The following is a 20,936-nucleotide window of genomic DNA, read 5'->3' as shown; positions in this document are numbered from 1 at the left end:
CAACTCACAGGCTTGTCAGCGTAGGCCTTGCACGGTGATATGCAACCGATAGCACATAGTTTTTGAAACGATCTCCTGTGCAGCCGGACATCTCGGAACTCGCGCTCGGTCTCTACGAGTCCATGCTGGACGGCGCCAGCCTGTTGCCGGCCCTGTCCGCGGTGGCGGGGCGGATCGGTGCCTCGGCCTTCGCGGTGCATAAAGTGCGATATCGAGACGGTCGTCCGGTGGGCAGCGTCTCGACCGGCGAGGGTGGCGTCGCCGGTGCCGGGCTGGAGGAATACGGGCGCTACTGGGTGCGCCACGACCCCTGGGCGCAGAAGGGCATGCGCCTGCCGGCGGGCGTGCATGACATCTCGACAGTCGTGCCGCCGGAGGCGCTGCGGCGCAGCCGGATCTGGAACGAGTGGGGCCGTCCGAACGACGCGGCCTTCCACGCGCTCGGCGTGCCGCTGGTGGAGGAAGGCAGCAGCATCGGTGGGGTGTTCTTCCACCGCCGCGAGCGGGAGCAGCCCTTCGGCCGGGCAGAGCGGGCCGTGCTCGACGCCTTGTTCCCGCATCTCCGCCGCGTCTTCGCCGCCGGGTCTCGTCTGGCCATGCCGGAGGAGGCGCCGCAATACGCGCTGCGCGCCGGCCTGGACGCGCTGCCGGACGGGATCGCCCTGGTGGACGAGGCGCGGCGCCTTGCCTTCGCGAACGCCGCGCTGCGCCGGATGGCAGCGCAGGAGGATGGGCTTCGCCTCGGCACCGAGGGGCTGGACGTGCCCGATCCCGGCACGCGGCTGGCGCTGGCAAGGGCGCTGACGGCGGCGCTGGCGGCGGCGGCGGGGCAACTCGGCCTGCTGCCGAGCGCGGGCAGCCTTGCGCTTCCTCGCCCCTCGGGCCGCACGCCCTGGATGGTGCGTGCCCTGCCCGTGCTGCGGATCGAGACGGCGGAGGTGCCGACCGGCTTCCGTGGCGCGATGCTGCTGGTCACCGATGGGGAGCGCCGCTCGGCGCCCGCTCCGGCGCTGCTGGCGCGACTGTTCGGCCTGACCCCGGCCGAGGCCTCGCTGGCCGGTGCGCTGGCGGCCGGCCATTCGGCGGAACAGCATGCGAAACGGCGCGGCGTCTCGCGCGAGACGGTGCGGACGCAGCTCGCTGCCATCCGCCGCAAGACCGGGTGCCGGCGCCAGGCCGAACTCGCGGCGCTGCTCGCCCGACTGCCGGGGTAGCGCCGACGACGGCTAGACCCGAGTTGCCCGGGCTGTGTCCGGGCAACTCGGGTCTAGCCCTTTCGAGCCGGCGATTCACGCCCTGGCGTGCCCGCCTGCGGCGTACACACTCAGGGCGATCGCGGGCTATCGCCGCCGCCGCACCACCAACCCGGCCGCGCGCATCAGTCCGGCCGAGCCCCATCCCCAGGCGCCGTTGATCAGTGCCACGCTGATCCAAGCCGGCATGTAGCCGCCGGTCCAGAACGGCATGCCGCGCGTGCCGACCTCGAGCGTGAAGCCCACATAGGTGCAGACCACGGCGCCCAGCAGGAAGCCCGTCAACAGGTCCGGCAGGTTGCCGAGCCGGAGCAGGCCGACGAGCACGAGGCCCCAGACGGCGCCCCAGAAGCACAGATGGATCAGCTGCGGCGTCCCGAACGGGCCCGTCAGGCTGAGAACATACCCCGTGGCGACCGGCCGCAACGCGGCGGGCAGCAGCCATTGCAGCAGGTCGAAGTGGTGGAACATCACCGTCGTCAGGCCCTGCCGGAACACCAGCACGCCGACGATCCCGCAGATGACGCCCCCCGCCAGGACCTTCCACATCCCCGCTTCCCACGCTCCGCGCCGGAAGCTTATCGCGCGAGCGTGAGGTGCGCCACTGCCGCGGTCACGGCGGCGTCAGGCCGTGTGCGCAGCGAGGCCCCGATCCCGCCTTACCGTGGGTCCGGCGTCGCACGCGCCGCTTGCGCCGCCGGGTGGGTGGGGCCGGTCATCTCCTGCGTGCTCTGCACCGGGTTGTTCAGGTAGAACTCGTCGCGCGGGAAGACGTCCGTGAGCGGCGGCTCGTCGCGCGGCGTCTCGGGCCACCAGGCCAGCGGCCTGCGCGCGAACATCTCGGCGTAGTCGCGATAGCCGGGATTGCCGCGCGCCAGGTGCGAAACCACCGCCGGATCCGCGAAGCGCCGCGCCAGTGCCGCCGGATCATACGGGATCGGCCGGTCGGAGCCGATCAACACCGAACCGGGCCGCAGCAGCAGCGCATGGGGGAAGACGGCGGCGAAGGTCTCCACCGAACGCTGCGTCGGCCCCCATTGCACGTAGATCCCGCCGGGCGCCAGCCGGCGCCGCACGGCCTGCAGGAACTCCTGCGAATAGAGCAGGCCGGAATGCGAGCCCTCGGGCAGGATCGCATCCGCCTGGATCACGTCGTAGCGCTCCTCGCCCGTCGAGAGCGCGCGCCGGCCATCGCCGTATTCCAGCTGCCAGCGCGGGTTGCGGAACATCTCGGCGATCGGGCCGTCGGGGTGCCGCTCCGCCAGCATCTCATGCGCGGTGATCACCGGCCCGACCAGCTCGATGGCGCGGATCTCCCGCGTGGCGGGGGAGACCCCGGCCGCCCAAGGGGTGCCGCCCGAGCCGATGCCGATCGCCAGGATACGCTCCGGCATCGGGTGGATCAGCGGGCCGACGGCGCCGAGGAACAGGTGGATCGGCAGGAAGGGGATGGTGCCCTGCGCGAAGCCCTGGATGAAGAATGGGCCGTGCGGCTGGTCCGGATCGGGCGAATCGTCACGGAAGAAGGCGACACCGGAACGGTCCTCGGCCCACGCCACGCGGTGCCCGGGCTGCTCGGCGTGCAGGCGCGACCACAGCGCCGCATTGCCCGGCACCACCACGAGCGCCAGCCCGCAGCCGACGGCGAGCGCCAGCTCCGGCTTGCGGCGCCAGCCGGCCTTCCACAGCCAGCCCAGGATCAGCAGCAGCGACAGCGCCGCCAGCAGCTGCAGCGTGCCCGCCGTGCCGAGCAGGTGAAAGGTGACCAGCCCGGTGCCGATCGACCCCGCGGCATTGCCCAGGATGTTCGCGAGCTGCACCCAGCCGACCCGCGCGCCGACGCTCGCCAGATCCTGCTGCACGGCCCGCTGCACGAAGGGGAAGGTCATGCCGATCAGGAAGGAGGGGGGGGCGACCACGAGCAGCGTCAGGATCACGGTCGTCAGCAGGCCGTCGCCGCGCAGGCGCTGGACGTCGGCCGAGACGAACTCGCTGATCGGCCAGTACGGCAGCGCCCACCAGAGGGCCAGGATCAGCACCACGCCGAGCAGGAAGCCGCCGGCCTGGGTCATGAAGAAGGCGGGGCGCGGGTCCTTCATCCGGCGCACCATCCGAGCAGCCACCGCCATGCCGAATCCGTCGGCCAGCAGGAAGATGCCGAGCACGGTGGGGAAGAGGTAGGCGTGGTACTGCCCGACCTGCCCCATCAGCCGCACCCAGACGATCTCCAGCGCGACGATCACATAGCCGGAGAGGAAAACCAGGAGGCACCAGAGCTTCAGGCTGCCGAAGGGCTCTCCGGAGGCGGCGGCGGGCGCGGCAGCGGCCGGCCTCGGCACGTCGGTGCCGCGCAGCGAGGGCAGCAAGGTCAGCGCGAGTGCCGCCGCCAGCAGGTCGAGGCCTGCGGCCAGCACCAGCGCGCCGACGAAGCCGAGATTGCCGACCAGCAGCCAGCCGCCGAGCAGCGCCCCGAGCCCGGCGCCCAGCGTGTTCAGGCCGTAGAGGCTGCCGATCCGCTCCGCCACGGTGTCCAGGCTGGTGGCGATGGCGCGCGCCAGCAGCGGCAGCGAGGCCCCCATCAGCGTCGTCGGCAGCACCAGCCCGGCGAAGCAGAGGGCAAAGATTGCCACCGGGTCATCCACCACCCCGGCCAGGTCGGTGGCGAGGAAGTCATAGAGGAAGAACTTGGAGACCAGCGCGAAACCCGCGACTCCCGCCTCGGCAAGCGCGAATCCCACCAGCGCCCGATACGGCGACAGCCGGTCCGCGACCTTGGCGCCGAGGATGGAGCCGAGCCCGAGCCCGGCCAGGAAGGCGCCCACCACCAGCGCGGCGGAGACGGTGTCGGAGCCGGCGAAGATGCCGAGCATGCGCTGCCAGACGATCTGGCACAGCAGGGCCGCGAAGCCCGAACAGAAGAACGCGACGGCAAGCCGCGGCATGGCCATCCCCCCGTTGTCAGGCCCGCATGCCCGCTCGCGCAGCAGCCCGCCCTGCCTCGGGCGCAGGATTACCGGCAGATGACCCAGCGTAAAGGGCGGGACCGGACGCTTGCGACTTCGTTCCGGCCAGGGGGGGCCTTGCGGTGGATCGCGTCGCCGCGCAGCTTCAGGGCCCCTTCGACCTCCGGGAGTGATCGCGTGAACGGCGCGGAAAGTCTGGTCCACACCCTGCTCGGCTCCGGCGTGGATGTGTGTTTCGCCAATCCTGGCACCAGCGAGATGCACTTCGTCGCAGCGCTGGACCGCATCCCCGGCATGCGCTGCGTGCTCGGGCTGCAGGAGAACGTCGTCACCGGCATGGCCGATGGCTACTGGCGCATGGCGCGCAAGCCGGCGGCGACGCTGCTGCATTGCGGGCCGGGCCTGGCGAACGGGCTCGCCAACCTGCACAACGCCCGCCGCGCGCGGGCCGGTATCGTCAACTGCGTCGGCGACCAGGCGACCTACCATCGGCCGCTGGATGCGCAGCTGACCGCCGACACCGAGGGCTGGGCCCGCGGCGTCTCGGCCTGGACGCGCACGGCGCAGCGCGCCGAGGATGTGGCGCGCGACGCCGCGGTGGCGGTGCAGGCGGCACGCACCTCGCCCGGGCAGATCGCCACCCTCATCCTGCCGTCCGACACCTGCTGGGACGAGGCGCCGGGTGGCCCCGCCGCGCCGCTGCCGGTGCCCGCCGCGCCGCAGGCCGATCCGCACGCGATCCACACCGCCGCCCGCGCGCTGCGCGAGCGGAAGGACGTGCTGATCCTGCTGGGCGGCCTGGCCCTGACCGCGGAGGCGCAGGCGCTGGCCTGGCGCATCGCGCAGGCGACGGGCGCCAAGGTGCTCGCCGAGATGTCGAACGGCCGCACCGAACGCGGCCGCGGCCGCCTGCCGCTGGAGCGCGTGCCGTATCCGGCGGATCTGGCGATCGAGGCGCTGAAGCCCTACCGCACCCTCATCCTGGTCAACAGCAAGGCGCCCGTCGGCTTCTTCGCCTATCCCGGCAAACCCTCCCGCCATCACCGGGAGGATGCCGACATCCTGCTGCTGACGCGCTACGAGGCCGACCCGATCCAGGCGCTGACCGCGCTGGCGGAGGAGCTCGGCGCGCCGCCGGTGGCGCTGCCGGATGCCGGCCCGCGGCCCGAGGTCGCGCGCGGCGCGCCGACGCCGGAAGGCTTGGCGCGCACCCTTGCCGCGCTGATGCCGGAGGACGCGGTGGTGGCCGACGAATCGGTCTCCTTCGGACGCGGCTTCTTCAAGGAGACGCATTGCGCTCCACCACACGATTGGTTGCAGATCACCGGCGGCGCGATCGGCTGCGGCATCCCGCTGGCCACCGGCGCGGCGATCGGCGCCGGCGGCAGGCGGGTGGTGAACCTGCAGGCGGACGGGTCGGGGATGTACACCCTGCAGGGGCTGTGGACGCAGGCGCGCGAGAAGCTGCCGGTGACGACGGTGGTGCTCTCCAACCGCAAATACGCGATCCTGCTGGGCGAGTACCAGGGCGTCGGCGCCAATCCGGGGCGCACGGCGATGGACATGCTGGACCTCGGCAACCCGGACCTCGACTGGGTGAAGCTGGCGAACGGCATGGGCGTGGAGGCGGCGAAGACCACGACGCTGGAGGGCTGCGGCGACCTGATGCAGCAGAGCTTCGACCGGGACGGCCCGTTCCTGATCGAGCTGGAGATCTGATCATGGCTTCGCCACCGGCGAACCCCGCATGGACGCGGGAGGAACTGCTACTCGCGCTGGAGCTCTATGTCCGGCACCGCGGGCATCTGCCACCGGCAGAGCATGTTGATGTCATCGAGTTGTCTGCACTATTGAATCGCCTGGGCCAGCTTACAGGCATTCGAACTGGAGACAGATTCAGAAATCCGAACGGCGTCGCGATGAAGCTCGCAAACTTCGCGGCCATCGATCCTGAGTACCCGGGGAAGGGTTTGTCTGCTGGAGGTCAGCTCGAGAAGCAAATCTGGCAGCAGTACATCGGCGATCCTGAAGCGGTAATGCGCGAAGCACGCCGGATTGCCGCCAGCGCGTTTGGCACGGCTGCGTCGCCTGGTATGCGGGAAGATCAGGCTGTGTCGCCGCTCAGATCGGCAGCTTTCGATTTCGCCCTGACCGGCAAGCGCGTCCTCATCACCGGCGGGTCGAAAGGCATCGGCCTTGCCTGCGCCGAATCCTTCGCCGAGGCCGGCTGCGACCTGATCCTGGTCTCGCGTGATGCGGAGAAGCTTGCCGCCGCCGCGGATGGGCTGCGCGCCAAGGCGCAGGTCAACGTGCAGACCTTCGCCGCCGACCTGGCCACCGATGAGGGCCGGGAGCGCCTGCACGCCGCGCATCCCGAGCCCGACATCCTGGTGAACAACGCCGGCGCCATCCCGGGCGGGAAGCTCATGGATATCCCGATGCCGCGCTGGCGGCAGGCCTGGGACCTGAAGCTGCTCGGCTACATCCACATGTGCCAGCTCTACATGCCGGGGATGGAGGCGCGGAAGGCCGGCGTGATCTGCAACATCATCGGCATGGCCGGGCGCACGCCGCGCATGGGCTACATCGCCGGCTGCACCGCGAATGCGGCGCTGATCGCCTTCACCTCCGCGCTTGGCGGCGCGGCGGTGGCAAGTGGCGTGCGCGTGTTCGGCATCAATCCCGCCGCGACGCGCACCGATCGCATGATGACGCTGGCGCGCACCAACGCGAAGACCCAGTTCGGCGACGAGGCACGCTGGGCCGAGACGTTGACCGGCCTGCCCTTCGGCCGTGCCATCGAGCCGCGCGAGATCGCCGACCTCGCCGCCTTCCTCTGCTCGCCGCGCGGCGGCTACGTGAACGGCACGGTGGTGGACGTGGATGGCGGGGCGATGTTCCGCGGCTAACCCGGGCGCGGGTCAACTCCGGCCGGGCTGCGGCGTCTGGCTTCCCTCGGCCGGCTCCGGCGATTGCGCAGCCTCGCCCTGCGCCACCGAGACTGCCAGCCGCGCGGCAGCGATGTCACCTGGCTCGATCTGCCGCGCGGCCTGCACGCTGGGGCCCTCCGGGGCGAAGCAGAACCCTGCGGCGATCGGATAGTGGTCCGAGCCGAAATTCGGCAGCGTTTCCAGCCCGTGCAGCGTGAAGTGCGGGCCAGCGAGAATGTGGTCCAGCGGCCAGGTCACGACCACAGAATCGGTACGGTAGGTCGGCACCCAGCCGCGGCCGATTCGCGGTGCCAGGAGCCCCGCCACGCGCTCCGTCTGCTGCATGACGTCTTCCCAAGGCACCGCGTTGAAGTCGCCCGCCATCACCGACGGCGCCGCGTCCTGCCGGATCGCAAGGGCGGCGGCGAGCAACTGGCCGTCACGCTCCGCCGAACTCTGTCCCGGCAGGGGCGGCCGCGGGTGCACGCCGTAGAAGCGGATGGCCTGGCCGGCGGGCAGTTCGACGCTGGTGAAGATGGACGGGTTGCGCGAGTTCGTCAGGAAATGCACCTCGGAGTCGATCAGCGGGTACTGCGACAGGATGTGCATCCCGAAGTAGTTCTGCGTGATGTGCTCGGCGCTGTACGGCCAGCGGTCCTCCAATGCCTGCAGGCGCTCGTCCCACCAGGCATCGGTCTCCTGCAGCAGGATCAGGTGCGGATCGGCCTCCCGCAGCATGGCGAAGAGCCGCTCGGCGTTCTCGTTTGTCATCTGCACGTTGACGGCCACGATCCGCAGACGGTTGGCCTCCGGGCAGCCCGGCGCGGCTGCCAGCATCTCCGGACGCTCCAGGGAGGAATAGGGGAACAGCACGACGGCCTGCCAGGTCATGCAGACCAGGGCCGCGAGCGAGGCGACGAGGCTTCCAACCCGGAAGCGCCCGGGCAGCGCGAGTAGCAGGACGAGCAGTACAGCCAGGCTGATCAGGAACTGCATGCGCGGGAAGTCGAGCAGCCTGACCCACCACGCGTTGGTGTCGAGCTCCGGCAGGACCGTGACCACGACGCCCGCAGCTGCAGCCGCGTACAGCACGATACGGCCCCAGTACAGCCAAGGGTTCATGGGGTTCGCTCCGGCCATTCGCGCCTCCGTCATCGCCGCGGACGACGACTGCCCACGGAACCATGCACGGACGGAACACGCGATGCCGGGCGCGGTTGCCCCCCGACCGGCCGGGCGCCTACCCGCCTACTCTCTCGATCTGCGCGCCCACAGCCGCCAGCTTCCGCTCCACCGCCTCATAGCCGCGGTCGAGGTGGTAGACACGGTTGACGATGGTCTCGCCCTGCGCCGCCAGCCCCGCCAGGATCAGCGAGACGGAAGCGCGCAGGTCGGTCGCCATCACCGGCGCGCCCGAGAGTTTCGGCACGCCGCGCACGATGGCGCTCTGGCCGTGATACTTGATGCGCGCGCCCATGCGCATCAGCTCCGGCACGTGCATGAAGCGGTTCTCGAAGATCGTCTCGGTGATCATCGCGGCACCATCGGCCACGCACATCAGCGCCATGAACTGCGCCTGCATGTCGGTGGCGAAGCCGGGGAAGGGCTCGGTCATCACATCGGTGCCGTGCAACCCGTTGAGCCGCGTCACCTGCAGCCCGTCATGCCGCTCCGCCACGTCCACGCCGGCATCGCGCAGCACGCGTGCCACCGCGCCGAGATCGACCAGCCGCGCGCCTTCCAGCTTCACGCTGCCGCCGGTGATCGCCGCGGCGCAGGCGAAGGTGCCGGCCTCGATGCGGTCCGGGATCACCGGATGCGTCGCGCCGCCAAGGCGCTTCACGCCCTCCACGGTGAGTTTCGCGGTGCCGATGCCCTCGATGCGCGCGCCCATGCGCATCAGGCACATGGCCAGGTCGCCGATCTCCGGCTCCTGCGCGGCATTCACCAGCTCGGTCACGCCATCGGCCAGCGTCGCGGCCATCAGCAGGTTCTCGGTGGCGCCGACGCTCACCTGCGGGAAGATGATGCGCGCGCCGCGCAGCCCGCCGGGCGGCGCCTTGGCATGCATGTAGCCGCCTTCGAGGTCGAAGACAGCGCCCATCTGCTCCAGCCCCTTGATGTGCAGGTCCACCGGCCGCGTGCCGATGGCGCAGCCGCCGGGCAGGCTGACCCGCGCCTCGCCGAAGCGGGCGACGAGCGGCCCCATCACCAGCACGCTCGCGCGCATCTTGCGGACGATGTCGTAGGGCGCCTCCAGGCTGGTCGCGGCACCCGAAAGCGTCAGGCGCCGCGTCGCCTTGTCGTGCTCCACCGAAAGCCCGTGCTGTTCCAGCAGCGCGCGCATGGTGGCGATGTCGGCGAGGTCCGGCGCGTTCTCCAGCACCAGCGGCCCGTCGGAGAGCAGCGCGGCGGTCATCAGCGGCAGCGCCGCGTTTTTCGCGCCGCTGATCGGGATGGTGCCGTTGAGCGGCCGGCCGCCGCGGATGACGATGCGGTCCATGGCGTCAGAGCTTCGGCAGCGCGACGCCGCGCTGGCGCATGTACTTGCCCTTGCGGTCGGCGTAGCTCACTTCCGGCTCGCCCGCACCCTGCAGGAACAGGAACTGGCAGATGCCCTCATTGGCGTAGATACGGGCCGGCAGCGGCGTGGTGTTGCTGATCTCGATGGTCACCTGGCCTTCCCATTCCGGCTCCAGCGGGGTGACGTTCACGATCAGGCCGCAGCGCGCATAGGTGGACTTGCCGAGGCAGATCACCAGCACGTCGCGCGGGATGCGGAAATACTCGACCGTGTGGCAGAGCAGGAAGGAATTGGGCGGGATGATGCAGGTCTCGCCCTTGCGGGTGACGAAGCTCTGGTCGCTGAACGCCTTCGGGTCCACCAGCGCGTTGTCCACGTTGGTGAAGATCTTGAATTCGTCGGCCAGCCTGGCGTCGTAGCCGTAGGAGGACAGGCCGTAGGAGATCACGCCCTCCCGCCGCTGGTTCTCGACGAAGGGCTCGATCATGCCGTGCTCCGTCGCCATGCGGCGGATCCAGTGGTCGGGCATGATGGGCATGGCTTGGAACCTCGGGCAGCGCGTGCGACCGCGGGTTACCGGAAGGGGGCCGGGCCGTCCATCAGGGCTTCGGCTCGTTCCGGGTTGGTGCCTGCCTGGCGCGCGCCTGCGCCTTCCGCTTGCGCAGGTTGGCGCGCAGCGCGGCCGCCAGCCGCGCCTCCCGCTCCGCGCGCGCGGCCTCGGCGGGCCGCGGCGGGGGTGGGGTATCGCGCTTGCGGTCGGGCTTCTCCTCCATGGCTACCCCAGCCGGATCCCGGCCGCCCGCACCACCTCCGCCCAGCGCTGCACCTCGCTGGCGATGAAGGCGGTGTATTCGGCCGCGCTCATCCGGCGCGGGGTGGAGCCGGTCTCCACTAGGCGCGGCGCGATCTCCGGATGGGCGAGGGTGGCCAGCACCTCGGCATTCAGCTTCGTCACGATCGGCTCCGGCAGGCCGGCGGGGCCCGACAGGCCGAACCAGGTGGAGGCGACGAGATCCGGATGGCCGAGCTCGGGGAAGGTCGGCACGTTCGGCCAACCCTGCACACGCTGCGCGGCGGTGACGGCGAGCAGGCGGAAACGCTCGTTGCGGCCGGCCTCGACCAGCGTGGTGATCATCGCATCCACTTGGCCGGCGCTGACGTCGTTCATCATCGGGCCGCTGCCGCGATAGGGCACGTGGATGGTGTCGATCCCCGCCGAGCGCTTCAGGATTTCCTGCTTGGCGTGGCTCGAGGTGCCGTTGCCCGGCGAGGCGACGGTGATCTGGCCGGGACGCGCCTTCGCCGCGGCGATGAAATCGGCCAGCGTGCGGATCGGGCTGTTGACGTTCACCGCCAGCACCGAGGGGATCTCCGCCATCAGCGCGACATGGGTGAAGTCCCGCACGCTGTCGTACGGCATGGTCGGATAGACGCTCGGCCCGACGCCATGGGCGGCGATGTTGGAGACGACGAAGGCGTAGCCATCCGGCGGGCTCTTCGCAACGTGGTCGGAGCCGACGGTGCCGCCGGCGCCGGCCCGGTTCTCGATCACGAAGGTCTGGCCGAGCACGGTGCCGAGCCGGGTGCCGACCAGGCGGGCGATGAAGTCGGTGGTGCCGCCGGGCGGGAAGGGCACCACCATCCGCACCGGGCGCGTCGGCCAGGCGCCCTGCGCGCGGGCGAGGCCGGGCGTGGCGAGCGCTGCGGCGGCGGGCAGGGTCAGCAGGGTGCGGCGGTGCAGCATCGGTCTTCTCGCTTCGTTGTTCCGGACGGAGGGCCGCCTATAGCACGGCAGGTGCCGTCACACACGAAACCCGCAGCGACATAGCGGCGCAATCTCCCGGGTCTATCCACTCGCCGCGCCGGCGACCGATGGCGGCCGCGGCGGAGGGAAGGAAAGCCATGCACACCGACGAGGCCGGCTGGCCGATCAAGACGCGCGAGATCCACAACCACCACATGGACAGCACCATCTGGAACCGCTTCGCGTTCCGCGACGACGACATCGTCATCGGCACCTACGCGAAGTCGGGCACCACCTGGACGCAGCAGATCATCGCGCAGCTGATCTTCGGCGGCGCCGAGGAGCTGGAGGTGGCGGAGATGTCGCCCTGGCTCGATCTCCGCGTCCCGTCCGCCGAGGTGAAGCTGCCGGCCGTGGAGGCGCAGACGCATCGCCGTTTCATCAAGACCCACCTGCCGGTGGACGCGCTGGTCTACTCGCCGAAGGCGAAGTACATCTACATCGCGCGTGACGGCCGTGACGTGGCGTGGAGCCTGCACAACCACTTCTTCCACGCCAACGACATGCTCTACGAGCTGCTGAACGACACGCCCGGCCGCGTCGGCCCGGCCTGCCCACGCCCGTCGGCGGATGTGCGGCAGTATTTCCTGGAATGGCTGGAAGGCGACGGCTACCCGCTCTGGCCGTTCTGGGAGAACATCCGCAGCTGGTGGGAGATCCGCGCCCTGCCGAACATGCTGCTGCTCCACTACGCGGAGCTGAAGGCCGACCTGCCCGGGCAGATCCGCCGCATCGCCGCCTTCCTCGACATCCCCATCGACGAGGCCCGCTTCCCGGCGATCCTGCGGCATTGCAGCTTCGAGTGGATGAAGGCGCATGGCACGAAGAGCGTGCCGCTCGGCGGCGCACTGTGGGATGGTGGCGCCGGCACCTTCGTGCACAAGGGCACCAATGGCCGCTGGCGCGACGTGCTGACCGCGCAGGACAACCATCGCTACGAGCAGATTGCCCATGCGAAGCTCGGCGAGGAGTGTGCCCGCTGGCTGGCGCAGGGCCATGCGGCGCCGGGCTTGGCGCTGGCGCGGGCGGCCTGAGCAGCCCTGCGTGTCGGCGGGCCGCTTCAGGCCTCCGGGCCTGACGGCCCTGCAGTCATCGGGCCGCCTCAGCCCGCCTCGCCGCGCGGATCGAACTCCGGCGCGGCGAGGCCGGGCAGGGCGAGCGCGTCTTCCGCCAGGCAGATATCCTGCGCGGCGTTGCCGAGCGACTTGAAGACGGTGATCTCGGCGGCATCCGCACGTCCGCGCAGGTCGCCCGCCAGCGCCGCGCCGATCTCGCCGAGGATGCGCGCGGGGTCGAGCACGCCACTCGCCAGCGGCATCACCAGGTCGCCGGCGCGGGCGAGGCAGGCGGCCCGGCTGTCGCACCAGAACAGGCCGCGCCGCGCCAGCTCGTCATCGGATTCGCGCGTGTCCGGCCGGAAGGCGCCGCCGAGGTTCACATGCGCCCCTGGCCGCAGCGCCGCGCCGGGGAAGACCGGTGTCGTCGCACTGGTGACGGTGGTGACGATGTCGGCCTCCGCCACCACGCCGGGGTCGGCGGCGGCTTCGGCGTCCAGCCCCCCGGCCCGCAACGCGGCCGCCAGCGCCCGGGCGCGCGTGGGGTCGCGCCCGACGATCAGCGTGCGTGCGATGGGCCGCACCGTGGCGACCAGCCGCGCGCAGGGACCGGCGAGGCGCCCGGCGCCGAACACCACGTGCAGGCGGGCCTCCGGCCGCGCCAGCAGCCGGGTCGCGGCCGCGATGCCGCCGGCGGTGCGCCAGTCCGTGAGGAAATCCGCCGAGAGCAGGCCGAGCGGCGCCAGGCTTTCCGCGTCGAACAGCAGCACCATCGCGGCGCTCGCCGCGCCGCGCGTCGCGATCACCTTCACGCCGAAGACCCGGCCCGGCAGGTAGCCCGGCATGGCGAAGACCACGCCCTCGCCATCCGGGCGCAGAATCTCGGAGCGCACCGGCACCGCGATCTCGCCGCGGGAGAGGGCGATGAAGGCGCGCTCGCTGCTCGCCACGGCCAGCGCCGGGCTCAGCACGCGGCGCAGCTCGGCTTCCGACAGAAGCTTCATGCCGGGGGTCGGATCACATCCATGGATCCATTACCCTGGGGCACCGCGGGGCCGTCAAGGCGGGCCTGGCCGCGGGAATATGGAGGGCGCATGTTCGACACGGTGGTGCTCGGCGGCCGCATCGCGACCGAGGCGGGCCTGCGCGAGATGGGGCTCGGCCTCGCCAATGGGCGCGTCGTCGCCTGGCTCGCACCCGGGCTGCGGCCGGCGGCGGCGGAGGTGGTGGATGCGACGGGGCTGGTGGTGCTGCCCGGGCTGGTGGATGCACATGTCCACTTCCGCGACCCCGGCCTGACCCACAAGGAGGATTTCGCTAGCGGCAGCGCGGCGGCGGCGGCCGGCGGCGTGACCACCGCGCTGGTCATGCCGACCGACCTGCCGCCGACACTGACGGCGGAGGATCTCCGCGCCAAGGCCGCGCTCGTCGCGGGACGCGCGCATGTGGATGTCGGCCTGCAGGCGCTGGCGGTCGCGCCCGAGCATGTCGCGGCGCTGGCCGCGGCGGGCGCCGTCTCGCTGGAGGTGTTCCTCGGCGACGCGCCGCCCGCCCTGCTGCTGGAGGACAGCGCGGTGCTGGCCGAGGTGCTGCTGGCCGCCCGCGCCGCCGGACTCGTGGTGGGCGTCACCCCGGCCGACGACGCGGTGATCGCCGCCGCCGAGGCGCGCCTCCGCAGGCCGGGCGGCGATCCGCTCGATTTCTACCGCTCCCGCCCGCCGCTCAGCGAGGCGACCGGCACGGCGCGCGCGCTGGCCGCGGCGGCGGTGACCGGAGCGGCGGTGCATCTGCGGCAGATCAGCTGCCGCGACTCGCTCGTGCTGGTGCAGGCGGCGCGGGCGAGGGGCCTCGACGTCACCGCCGAGACCACGCCGCATTACCTGCTGCTCGACGAGACGGAGATCCGCCGCCAGGGCCCCTTCGCCAAGATCCTGCCGCCGCTGCGCGGCGAGGCCGATCGCGCTGCCTTGTGGGAGGCGGCGCGGGGCGGCGTGCTCGACATGGTGGCCACCGACCACGCGCCGCACGCCATCGCGGAAAAGCAGGCCGGCATCGCTGACATCTGGGCCGCACCCGGCGGCTTCCCCGGCGTGCAGACGATGCTGCCGCTGATGCTGGGCGCGGTGGCGGAGGGGCGGCTCGGCTGGGGCGAGCTGGTGCGGCTGTGCAGCGCGGCGCCGGCGCGGCGCTTCGGCCTCTGGCCGCGCAAGGGCGGGCTGGAGCCGGGGGCGGATGCCGACCTGGTGCTGGTGGACCCGGCGCGGCGGGGGGAGATCCGCGACGCAGACCAGCTCAGCCGCGCCGGCCGTACGCCCTTCGCCGGGCGCGTCGTGGTGGGCTGGCCGGTGGCGACCTTCCTGCGCGGCGCCTGCGTGATGCGCGATGGCGCGGTGCCTGGCCGGCCGCGCGGGCAGGTGGTGTCGCGGGCGTAGCTTCAGCCGAACGGCGCCGGGGTTGCCAGCGCGTTGCCCTCGAGCATCGCCGTGGCGACGCTTGCGGCGGCCTCGCCGAGCAGCGGGCCGGCGAGGCGGTGGAACTTCGCGCGGACTTCCTCGCCGGCCATCGGCCGGCCCGGATCGCCGGCGACGCCCACGACCGCATGGGTCAGCGTCTCACCGCCCATGTCGAGCGTGATGCGCGCGGCGCGGCGGCCGGCGGTGGTCATCGCCGGGTCCTCGTGCAGCTCGACCATCGCCTCCAGCCGGCGCAGCAGCGGATCGGCAAGCGCGGCGGCGGCATAGGCGGCGGGGCCGAGATCACCTTGCACGAGCGCGGCGGCGACGCCCCAGGACAGGCTGAACTGCGCCTTGATGGCGGTCGCCGGCGCGCGGTTGCCGGCGTAGGTGATCGCCTCGCCATAGGTCTCCAGCCGGATGCCGCGCACCGCTTCGAGCCGGGCGGCGACCGCGGGTCGCAGCGCCAGCGCGGCGGCGGCGCCGTAATGGGCGTGGCGCACGCCGGCGAAGGGCTTCACATAGCCCTCCGCCAGCAGCCATTCGCCGGCGGGCGCTCGGCTGCCAGGTGCCGTCGCGCCGAGCGCAATCCGCCGGCCGAGCTCCAGCCCCTCCGCCGGAGCATCCATCCCGGCGGCGGCAGCGGCGGCGGCGGCGACGCCGAGCAGCACCGCCTGGGCGGGGTAGAGGTTCCGCCCATCCATCCCCGCCGCGATCGGCGCGTAGAGGCTGAACGGCACCTGGCAGGCCACCAGCCGCACCGCCCGCGCCGCCGCCGGCCGATCCATCCCCGCAAGCCTCGCCGCCGCCGCCGCCGCGCCGAGGCAATGCCAGCTGCCATCCACATGCATCCCGGGCTTGATGCGCCAGAGCTCGCCCGCCCGCGCCGCCACCTCATAGCCGAGCGCATAGGCCGCCACCGCCTCCCCGAGGCGCGCCGAGCGGGTGGCGAGCGAGACCAGCGCCAGCGGCGCCACGGGCAGCCCGGGCCGCCCATGCGCACGGGCCAGCCCGTCATTCGCCTCGTCCCAGCACATGGCGGTGGCGAGCAGCGACGCCGCGGCGCCGGGCGCGAGGGAGGCCGGGACGCCAGGCAGCCGCACCGTCCCCGGCATCCAGCCGGCCAGCGCGCCGCCGAATCCGGCGGGGCGGGACTGCGCCAGCCCGGCCAAGGCGCAGCCAAGGCTGTCGAGCAGCAGCAGCCGCGCCTGCGCGGCCGCCGCGCTGCCCTCGGGCGGGCCGTCCCAGGCCCAGGCGATCACATCGTCGAGGATGGCAGGTTGCGCGGTCATGCGCCGTCATGATCCATCGACGGGCGCGCGCCAAGCGCGGCGCACTGGCCAGCGGAGGCGGGCGGCGGCAAGCTTGCGGCAGGCCGCCTCGGGCAGGAACAGCGGCCGGCGGATCGGCGCCCAAGGGGATCTGATGTTCTGGAATGCCAGGCAGAAATGGGGCTACTGGCGGTTCAACAGCGCCATCCGGGGCATCCACGGGACGGCGCCGATGCCGGTGCGGCCCGGAAGCTGCACCATCGTCAGCATGGTCGGCGCGCGCGACACGCTGATGTACCTGGTGGCGATGAAGGCCTTCTACCGCCGTCTCGGCAGCGCCGGGCACATCGTCGCCATCGTCGCGCGCAACGCACCGCCCGAGCAGGCCGGATCGCTGACCCGCCACTTCCCAGGCATCGAGCTGCAGGTCATCGAGGAGATCGATGTCGGCGACTGCCAGCGCGGCGGCTGCTGGGAACGGCTGCTCCACATCCTCGACCGCACCGACCGCGGCGAATACGTGGTGCAGATCGACTGCGACGTGATGCCGACCGGCGAGGACATCGGCGAACTGGTCCGCTGCGTGGAGACCGGCACCGCCTTCACCATGGCCGACTACGTGAAGATCTGCAGCGCCGGCGAGGCCGCGGCGTTCGCCCGGAGCGTCGAGGACGACCATGTCGGCGCGCAGACCGAGCGCCTGCTGGACCGCCTGCCGGGGTGGGAGGGGCTGCGCTACGTGCGCGGCTCCGCCGGGCTTGCCGGCTTCGCGCCGCGTGGCTTCTCGCGCCGCGCCATCGAGGGCTTCCACCGCGACATGGAGGCGATGATGGGCCGCGAGCGCTGGCGTGTCTGGGGCACCGAGCAATGCGCCTCCAACTTCGCGGTCGCCAACACGGCCGGCGCGGTGACGCTGCCCTTCCCGGCCTATACCAGCTTCCACACCGGCGGCCCGCGCGAGGGCGTGAAGATGTTCCACTTCATCGGCAGCTTCCGCTTCGACGAGGGCACCTTCATCCGGCTGGCGAAGCGCGAGGTCGCAGCGCTGCGCTGCCTTGCCTGAGGCGGAGCGTGGCGCTGGCACATGCCCGGCGTGTTGACGTAGACTCCTCCGCGACGCTGACGAGGATGCGCCATGAAGCTGCGCCTGCCGCTCGCCGCCGTTCTGCTCGGGCTTGCCTCGCCGCAGGTTCTCGCGGCCGGTCCGGCGCCGCTCGCCGCACAGGGCTGCCTCGGCTGCCACGGGCCCGAGGGCGCCGGGGCAGGTGCGGTGCCCGCACTCGCCGGGCGCGATGCCGGCGAGTTGCGCGCGCTGCTGCACGCCTTCCGGGCGGGTGAGCGGCCGGCCACCATCATGGACCGCATCGCGCGCGGCTACAGCGAGGCGGAACTCGCCGCCATGGCCGCGCATTTCGCCGGTCAGCGCTGAGCCATGGTCGCGCATTCGCGCCGCAGCGCGCTCGTCGCGGCCGCCGCGCTGCTCGGGGCGCCGGCGGTGTCCCGCGCCCAGGGGCAGGCGAGGCTGGTGGTGGTTGGCGGCGGCTTCGGTGGCGCCTCCGCGGCGCGCTTCGCGCGGCTGAGCGCGCCGGATGTCGCCGTCACGCTGATCGAGCCGCAGCCGCGCTTCATCACCTGCCCCTACGGCAACCTGGTGCTCGGCGGGCTGCGCGACATGGCCGCGATCACCCATGGCTATGAGGGCCTGGCCGCGCGTGGCGTGCGGATTGTGCAGGATCGCGCGGTGGGCATCGACCCGGTGGCGCGCAGCGTGCGCCTCGGCGGCGGCACGACGCTCGGCTATGACCGGCTGATCCTCTCGCCCGGCGTGGCGCTGCGCTGGAACGCCATCGCCGGCTACGACGAAGCGGCGGCCGAGGCGATGCCGCATGCCTGGATCGCCGGCGACGGTGCGCAGATCACGCTGCTGCGCCGCCAGATCGCGGCGATGCCGGATGGCGGCGTGGTGGCGCTGGCGATCCCGCCCAACCCGTTCCGCTGCCCGCCCGGGCCCTACGAGCGCATCAGCATGATCGCGCAGTACCTCAAGCGCCATAAGCCGCGCGCCAAGATCCTGGCGCTGGACGCGAAAGAGCGGTTCAGCAAGCAGGCGCTGTTCCAGGACGCCTGGCGCGCGCTCTATGGCGGCATGATCGAATGGGTGCCCGGCAACGTGGATGGGCGGGTGGTGCGGGTGGACGCTCGCACCCGGATGCTGGAGACGGAACTCGGCACCCGGCACCGCGCGGACGTCGCCAACGTGATCCCGCCGCAATCCGCCGCCGCCATCGCGATCGAGGCGGGCCTCACCGACCGCACCGGCTGGGTGCCTGTGGACTACCGCACCTTCGAGGCACGGACGGCGCCCGGCATCCATGTGATCGGCGATGCGAACCAGCCCGGCCCGATGCCGAAATCGGGCTTCATCGCCAACAGCACCGCGAAGCAGGCGGTGGCGAGCGCGCTTGCCGCGTTGCGTGGCGCACCACCGCCGGAGGCGGTGTATTTCAACACCTGCTACTCGCATGTCGGCGCCGAGTACGGCATCTCCATCGTCGGCATCTTCCGCCCGAACGCCGACGGAACCGCGGTGGAGGAGGATCGCGACGCCGGCGGCACCTCGCCGCGCGGCGACCTGCCGGAGCAGCGGCGGCTGGAAGCGCGCTATGCGGACGCCTGGTACGAGAGCATCACGCGGGACATGTTCTCGTAGCGCTCAGCGACGCAGGCCGGGCGCTTCCACCGGCAGGCCGCGCGCACGGTCCGCCAGGAACAGTTCCAGCGCCAGGTATTCCGGGGCGCCAAGCTCGAACTGCGTCGCCCGGACGCCAAGCTGGCACGCGCGCAGGCGCCGATGCAGCGAGCCCACCGCGTTCCACTCCAGCCGGTACGCCGGATAGCCGGTGCCGAGCCCGTTGGAGATCACGTCGCCGCGCAGCCGCCGCCCGGCATTGTCATCGTGGCACTGCGTGCAGGCGATGTTGAGCTGGCCCTGCCGCGTCTCGTAAAGGCGCCGGCCTTCCTCCAGGAACGGCGCCGCCGGCCCTTCCACCGCGACAGACATCGGCATGCCGCGCGAACGCAGCGCGATGGCGGCAGTCAGTGAGAGCAACGCGTCGCTCTCGTAGCCGAAGGCGGGAAGCGACTGTTGCTGTGTGCGGCAGCGCTCGATGCGGCCTTCGAGATTCAGCAGCGCGCCATCCGCTGCCACCGCCGGATACCGCGTCGCGACGCCGGCCATGGAGGCGATGTCGCCATGGCAGGACTGGCAGCTCCGCTCGCCCCGCCGCCACAGCGCCTCGCCCTCATCCACCCACAGCCAGCCGGGATGGCGCGAGGGATCCGCCTGCTGCGCGCGCAACTCCGGCGAGAGATAGTCGTGCGACGGCCGGATTTCCCCCGCGCCGGCAAGTGCCGCGACGACGCAGCCGAGCAGGGCCGGCGCCGCCGCGCGCAGGCTCACGTCACCACCAGGCGCGCCTCACGCCGGTACACGGCGCCGCCATCCTCTTCCCATTCGAACACCAGGTCGCCGGTTTCGACGGCGATGGTGGTGAACTCGACATAGGGGTTGGCGGCGATGCCGGGCGACATTGCCATGCGGAACACCTCCGCGCCGGCATAGGTGACGCGCAGCGTGTGCAGGATCTTCCGCGGCACCGGCCGCAGGCCCGGCGCGTCCACCGCGCGCTCCATCGGATGGCGCACGATGACGCGGACCGGCACGATCTCGCCGCGCTTCGCGCTCTCCGGCAGGGTGATGCGGGCGAGGATCTCGGCCATCGCGTCAGCCTCCCTCGACGCAGGCGCCGAGGATGACGATCACCTCGCGCCCGGCGCGGTACACCTGGCCCTTGCTTGTCTCGGCCAGCACCAGGATGGTCTGCGTGGTGGCCAGCCGGATGCGGGTCGCCACCTCCGCCCGTCCGGCGCGCGGCGAGAGGGTGAAGCGCGCGACGCGCGGGAACGGGTTCCGTTCGGACAGGATGTGGATGTCGGCGATGTGGTCCTCCGTCGTCATCGGGCTCTCCACCCTGATGGAGAGGTCCACCGAGTTGCCATTCTCCGACAGCGGCGGCATGTCGATCTCGATGCCGCCGGCGATCGGGGTGCGGCCGGCGAGGATCGCGCGCTCCGCTGCCTCGAAGCTTTCCTCGGGTGCGGATTGTGCACCGGCGCGTGTCGCGGCGAGCGCGACGGGCATTGCGAGCATGGTTCGTCGGGGCAGCGGGCGCATGGTCTCAGTCCCTCAGCGTGGCGAGATACGCCACCACGTCCTCGATCTCCTGCGCGGTCAGCACCGGCTGGCCGCGATAGCGTTCATCCACCCGCACCAGCCCCGCCACACGGTGATAGGCGGGCATCACAGCGGCAGGGTTGACCAGCGTCGGGTCCACCAGCCGCAGCCGGATCTGCCCGCGGGTGAGCCGCGCGCCGACGCCGGCAAGCGGCGGGCCGATATCGCCCATGAAGCGCTCGCGCGGATCGGGGATGGAATGGCAGATCAGGCAATTCGCCGTCTCCCGGTTCCTCACCACCGCCGCGCCGCGCGCCGCATCGCCCGCCATGCCGTCGAGCGGCGCCGGGATGGCGTCGCCCGTCACCACGAAAGGGGCAACCCTCCCCATCGCCGGCGGCGCGGCGGCGAGCAGGATCAGCGCGACGAGACGCCCCGCTCTCAAGTGC

Annotated in this window: 21 protein-coding genes; 8 read left to right on the top strand and 13 right to left on the bottom strand. The window is 72.0% G+C overall.

From position 1 onward, the window contains the following. The first annotated feature begins 62 nt into the window (after positions 1–62). The gene (locus ACESM1_RS06895; protein ID WP_372618955.1) at positions 63–1,214 is read left to right on the top strand and encodes a helix-turn-helix transcriptional regulator; all 1,152 of its coding nucleotides are present in this window, start codon (positions 63–65) and stop codon (positions 1,212–1,214) included. Positions 1,215–1,340: 126 nt separating this feature from the next. Here ACESM1_RS06895 and ACESM1_RS06890 read toward each other — a convergent pair whose 3' ends face one another. Both ACESM1_RS06890 and ACESM1_RS06885 read right to left on the bottom strand, forming a co-directional pair. Beyond that, entirely contained in the window at positions 1,341–1,802 is a 462-nt protein-coding gene (locus ACESM1_RS06890; RefSeq protein ID WP_372618954.1) for a hypothetical protein, read from the bottom strand. 110 nt (positions 1,803–1,912) lie between these two features. Next, positions 1,913–4,195: a fused MFS/spermidine synthase gene (locus ACESM1_RS06885; RefSeq protein ID WP_372618953.1), complete on the bottom strand. Its 2,283-nt coding sequence runs from the start codon at positions 4,193–4,195 to the stop codon at positions 1,913–1,915. A 198-nt stretch (positions 4,196–4,393) separates the two neighbouring features. Here ACESM1_RS06885 and ACESM1_RS06880 point away from each other — a divergent pair, with 198 nt between their 5' ends. Together ACESM1_RS06880 and ACESM1_RS06875 are read left to right on the top strand one after the other, a co-directional pair. Further along, the gene (locus ACESM1_RS06880) at positions 4,394–5,935 is read left to right on the top strand and encodes an acetolactate synthase large subunit (RefSeq protein ID WP_372618952.1); all 1,542 of its coding nucleotides are present in this window, start codon (positions 4,394–4,396) and stop codon (positions 5,933–5,935) included. A gap of 392 nt (positions 5,936–6,327) precedes the next feature. After that, complete coding sequence (locus tag ACESM1_RS06875; RefSeq protein WP_372618951.1) at positions 6,328–7,125, top strand: short-chain dehydrogenase/reductase; 798 nt, start codon at positions 6,328–6,330, stop codon at positions 7,123–7,125. 12 nt (positions 7,126–7,137) lie between these two features. On the opposite strand, the gene ACESM1_RS06870 is transcribed toward ACESM1_RS06875, so the two are convergent. The 5 genes from ACESM1_RS06870 to ACESM1_RS06850 form a co-directional block, all read right to left on the bottom strand. Beyond that, positions 7,138–8,268 (bottom strand): endonuclease/exonuclease/phosphatase family protein, encoded by a 1,131-nt coding sequence (locus tag ACESM1_RS06870; protein ID WP_372618950.1) that lies wholly within the window; start codon positions 8,266–8,268, stop codon positions 7,138–7,140. Positions 8,269–8,386: 118 nt separating this feature from the next. After that, positions 8,387–9,649 (bottom strand): UDP-N-acetylglucosamine 1-carboxyvinyltransferase, encoded by a 1,263-nt coding sequence (gene murA, locus ACESM1_RS06865; protein WP_372618949.1) that lies wholly within the window; start codon positions 9,647–9,649, stop codon positions 8,387–8,389. A gap of 4 nt (positions 9,650–9,653) precedes the next feature. Further along, the gene (dcd, locus tag ACESM1_RS06860) at positions 9,654–10,208 is read right to left on the bottom strand and encodes a dCTP deaminase (protein ID WP_372618948.1); all 555 of its coding nucleotides are present in this window, start codon (positions 10,206–10,208) and stop codon (positions 9,654–9,656) included. A gap of 61 nt (positions 10,209–10,269) precedes the next feature. Beyond that, on the bottom strand, positions 10,270–10,443 hold the full coding sequence (locus ACESM1_RS06855) for a hypothetical protein (RefSeq protein ID WP_372618947.1): 174 nt from the start codon (positions 10,441–10,443) through the stop codon (positions 10,270–10,272). A gap of 2 nt (positions 10,444–10,445) precedes the next feature. Next, a complete protein-coding gene (locus ACESM1_RS06850) occupies positions 10,446–11,414 on the bottom strand; it encodes a Bug family tripartite tricarboxylate transporter substrate binding protein (protein ID WP_372618946.1) in 969 nt (322 codons plus the stop codon). Positions 11,415–11,572: 158 nt separating this feature from the next. Here ACESM1_RS06850 and ACESM1_RS06845 point away from each other — a divergent pair, with 158 nt between their 5' ends. Beyond that, a complete protein-coding gene (locus tag ACESM1_RS06845; RefSeq protein WP_372618945.1) occupies positions 11,573–12,508 on the top strand; it encodes a sulfotransferase domain-containing protein in 936 nt (311 codons plus the stop codon). A 68-nt stretch (positions 12,509–12,576) separates the two neighbouring features. On the opposite strand, the gene ACESM1_RS06840 is transcribed toward ACESM1_RS06845, so the two are convergent. Further along, on the bottom strand, positions 12,577–13,533 hold the full coding sequence (locus ACESM1_RS06840) for an ornithine cyclodeaminase family protein (RefSeq protein WP_372618944.1): 957 nt from the start codon (positions 13,531–13,533) through the stop codon (positions 12,577–12,579). A 90-nt stretch (positions 13,534–13,623) separates the two neighbouring features. On the opposite strand from ACESM1_RS06840, the gene ACESM1_RS06835 reads away from it, so the two are divergent. Further along, on the top strand, positions 13,624–14,961 hold the full coding sequence (locus ACESM1_RS06835; RefSeq protein ID WP_372618943.1) for a dihydroorotase: 1,338 nt from the start codon (positions 13,624–13,626) through the stop codon (positions 14,959–14,961). Positions 14,962–14,963: 2 nt separating this feature from the next. Here the strand turns inward: ACESM1_RS06835 and ACESM1_RS06830 are convergent, their stop codons facing one another. Continuing rightward, positions 14,964–16,274 carry an MmgE/PrpD family protein gene (locus ACESM1_RS06830; protein ID WP_372618942.1) on the bottom strand — a complete coding sequence of 437 codons (1,311 nt, stop codon included), beginning with the start codon at positions 16,272–16,274 and terminating at the stop codon, positions 14,964–14,966. Between the two features lie 133 nt (positions 16,275–16,407). Here ACESM1_RS06830 and ACESM1_RS06825 point away from each other — a divergent pair, with 133 nt between their 5' ends. The 3 genes from ACESM1_RS06825 to ACESM1_RS06815 all read left to right on the top strand — a co-directional run bounded on the left by ACESM1_RS06825 (position 16,408) and on the right by ACESM1_RS06815 (position 18,963). Next, positions 16,408–17,316 carry a hypothetical protein gene (locus ACESM1_RS06825; protein WP_372618941.1) on the top strand — a complete coding sequence of 303 codons (909 nt, stop codon included), beginning with the start codon at positions 16,408–16,410 and terminating at the stop codon, positions 17,314–17,316. Positions 17,317–17,388: 72 nt separating this feature from the next. Then, positions 17,389–17,682 carry a c-type cytochrome gene (locus ACESM1_RS06820; protein WP_372618940.1) on the top strand — a complete coding sequence of 98 codons (294 nt, stop codon included), beginning with the start codon at positions 17,389–17,391 and terminating at the stop codon, positions 17,680–17,682. 3 nt (positions 17,683–17,685) lie between these two features. Then, positions 17,686–18,963, top strand: a complete 1,278-nt coding sequence (locus tag ACESM1_RS06815) for an FCSD flavin-binding domain-containing protein (protein WP_372618939.1) — start codon at positions 17,686–17,688, stop codon at positions 18,961–18,963. A gap of 3 nt (positions 18,964–18,966) precedes the next feature. Here ACESM1_RS06815 and soxA read toward each other — a convergent pair whose 3' ends face one another. From soxA to soxX, 4 genes are read right to left on the bottom strand one after another with little or no spacing between them, the layout of a single operon-like run. After that, positions 18,967–19,713, bottom strand: a complete 747-nt coding sequence (gene soxA / locus ACESM1_RS06810) for a sulfur oxidation c-type cytochrome SoxA (protein ID WP_372618938.1) — start codon at positions 19,711–19,713, stop codon at positions 18,967–18,969. Beyond that, positions 19,710–20,033 carry a thiosulfate oxidation carrier complex protein SoxZ gene (locus ACESM1_RS06805; protein WP_372618937.1) on the bottom strand — a complete coding sequence of 108 codons (324 nt, stop codon included), beginning with the start codon at positions 20,031–20,033 and terminating at the stop codon, positions 19,710–19,712. Before ACESM1_RS06805 ends, soxA begins: the two co-directional genes overlap by 4 nt. A 4-nt stretch (positions 20,034–20,037) precedes the next feature. Continuing rightward, the gene (locus ACESM1_RS06800) at positions 20,038–20,454 is read right to left on the bottom strand and encodes a thiosulfate oxidation carrier protein SoxY (protein WP_372618936.1); all 417 of its coding nucleotides are present in this window, start codon (positions 20,452–20,454) and stop codon (positions 20,038–20,040) included. A 37-nt stretch (positions 20,455–20,491) separates the two neighbouring features. Further along, positions 20,492–20,932, bottom strand: a complete 441-nt coding sequence (gene soxX / locus ACESM1_RS06795; protein WP_372618935.1) for a sulfur oxidation c-type cytochrome SoxX — start codon at positions 20,930–20,932, stop codon at positions 20,492–20,494. Positions 20,933–20,936 lie beyond the last annotated feature (4 nt).

Origin of the sequence: Falsiroseomonas sp. (assembly GCF_041690465.1) — a bacterium.
Taxonomy (GTDB): domain Bacteria; phylum Pseudomonadota; class Alphaproteobacteria; order Acetobacterales; family Acetobacteraceae; genus Falsiroseomonas.
The sequence above is the reverse complement of the archived record's forward strand: the minus strand, read 5'-3'. Positions and strand labels throughout refer to the sequence as shown.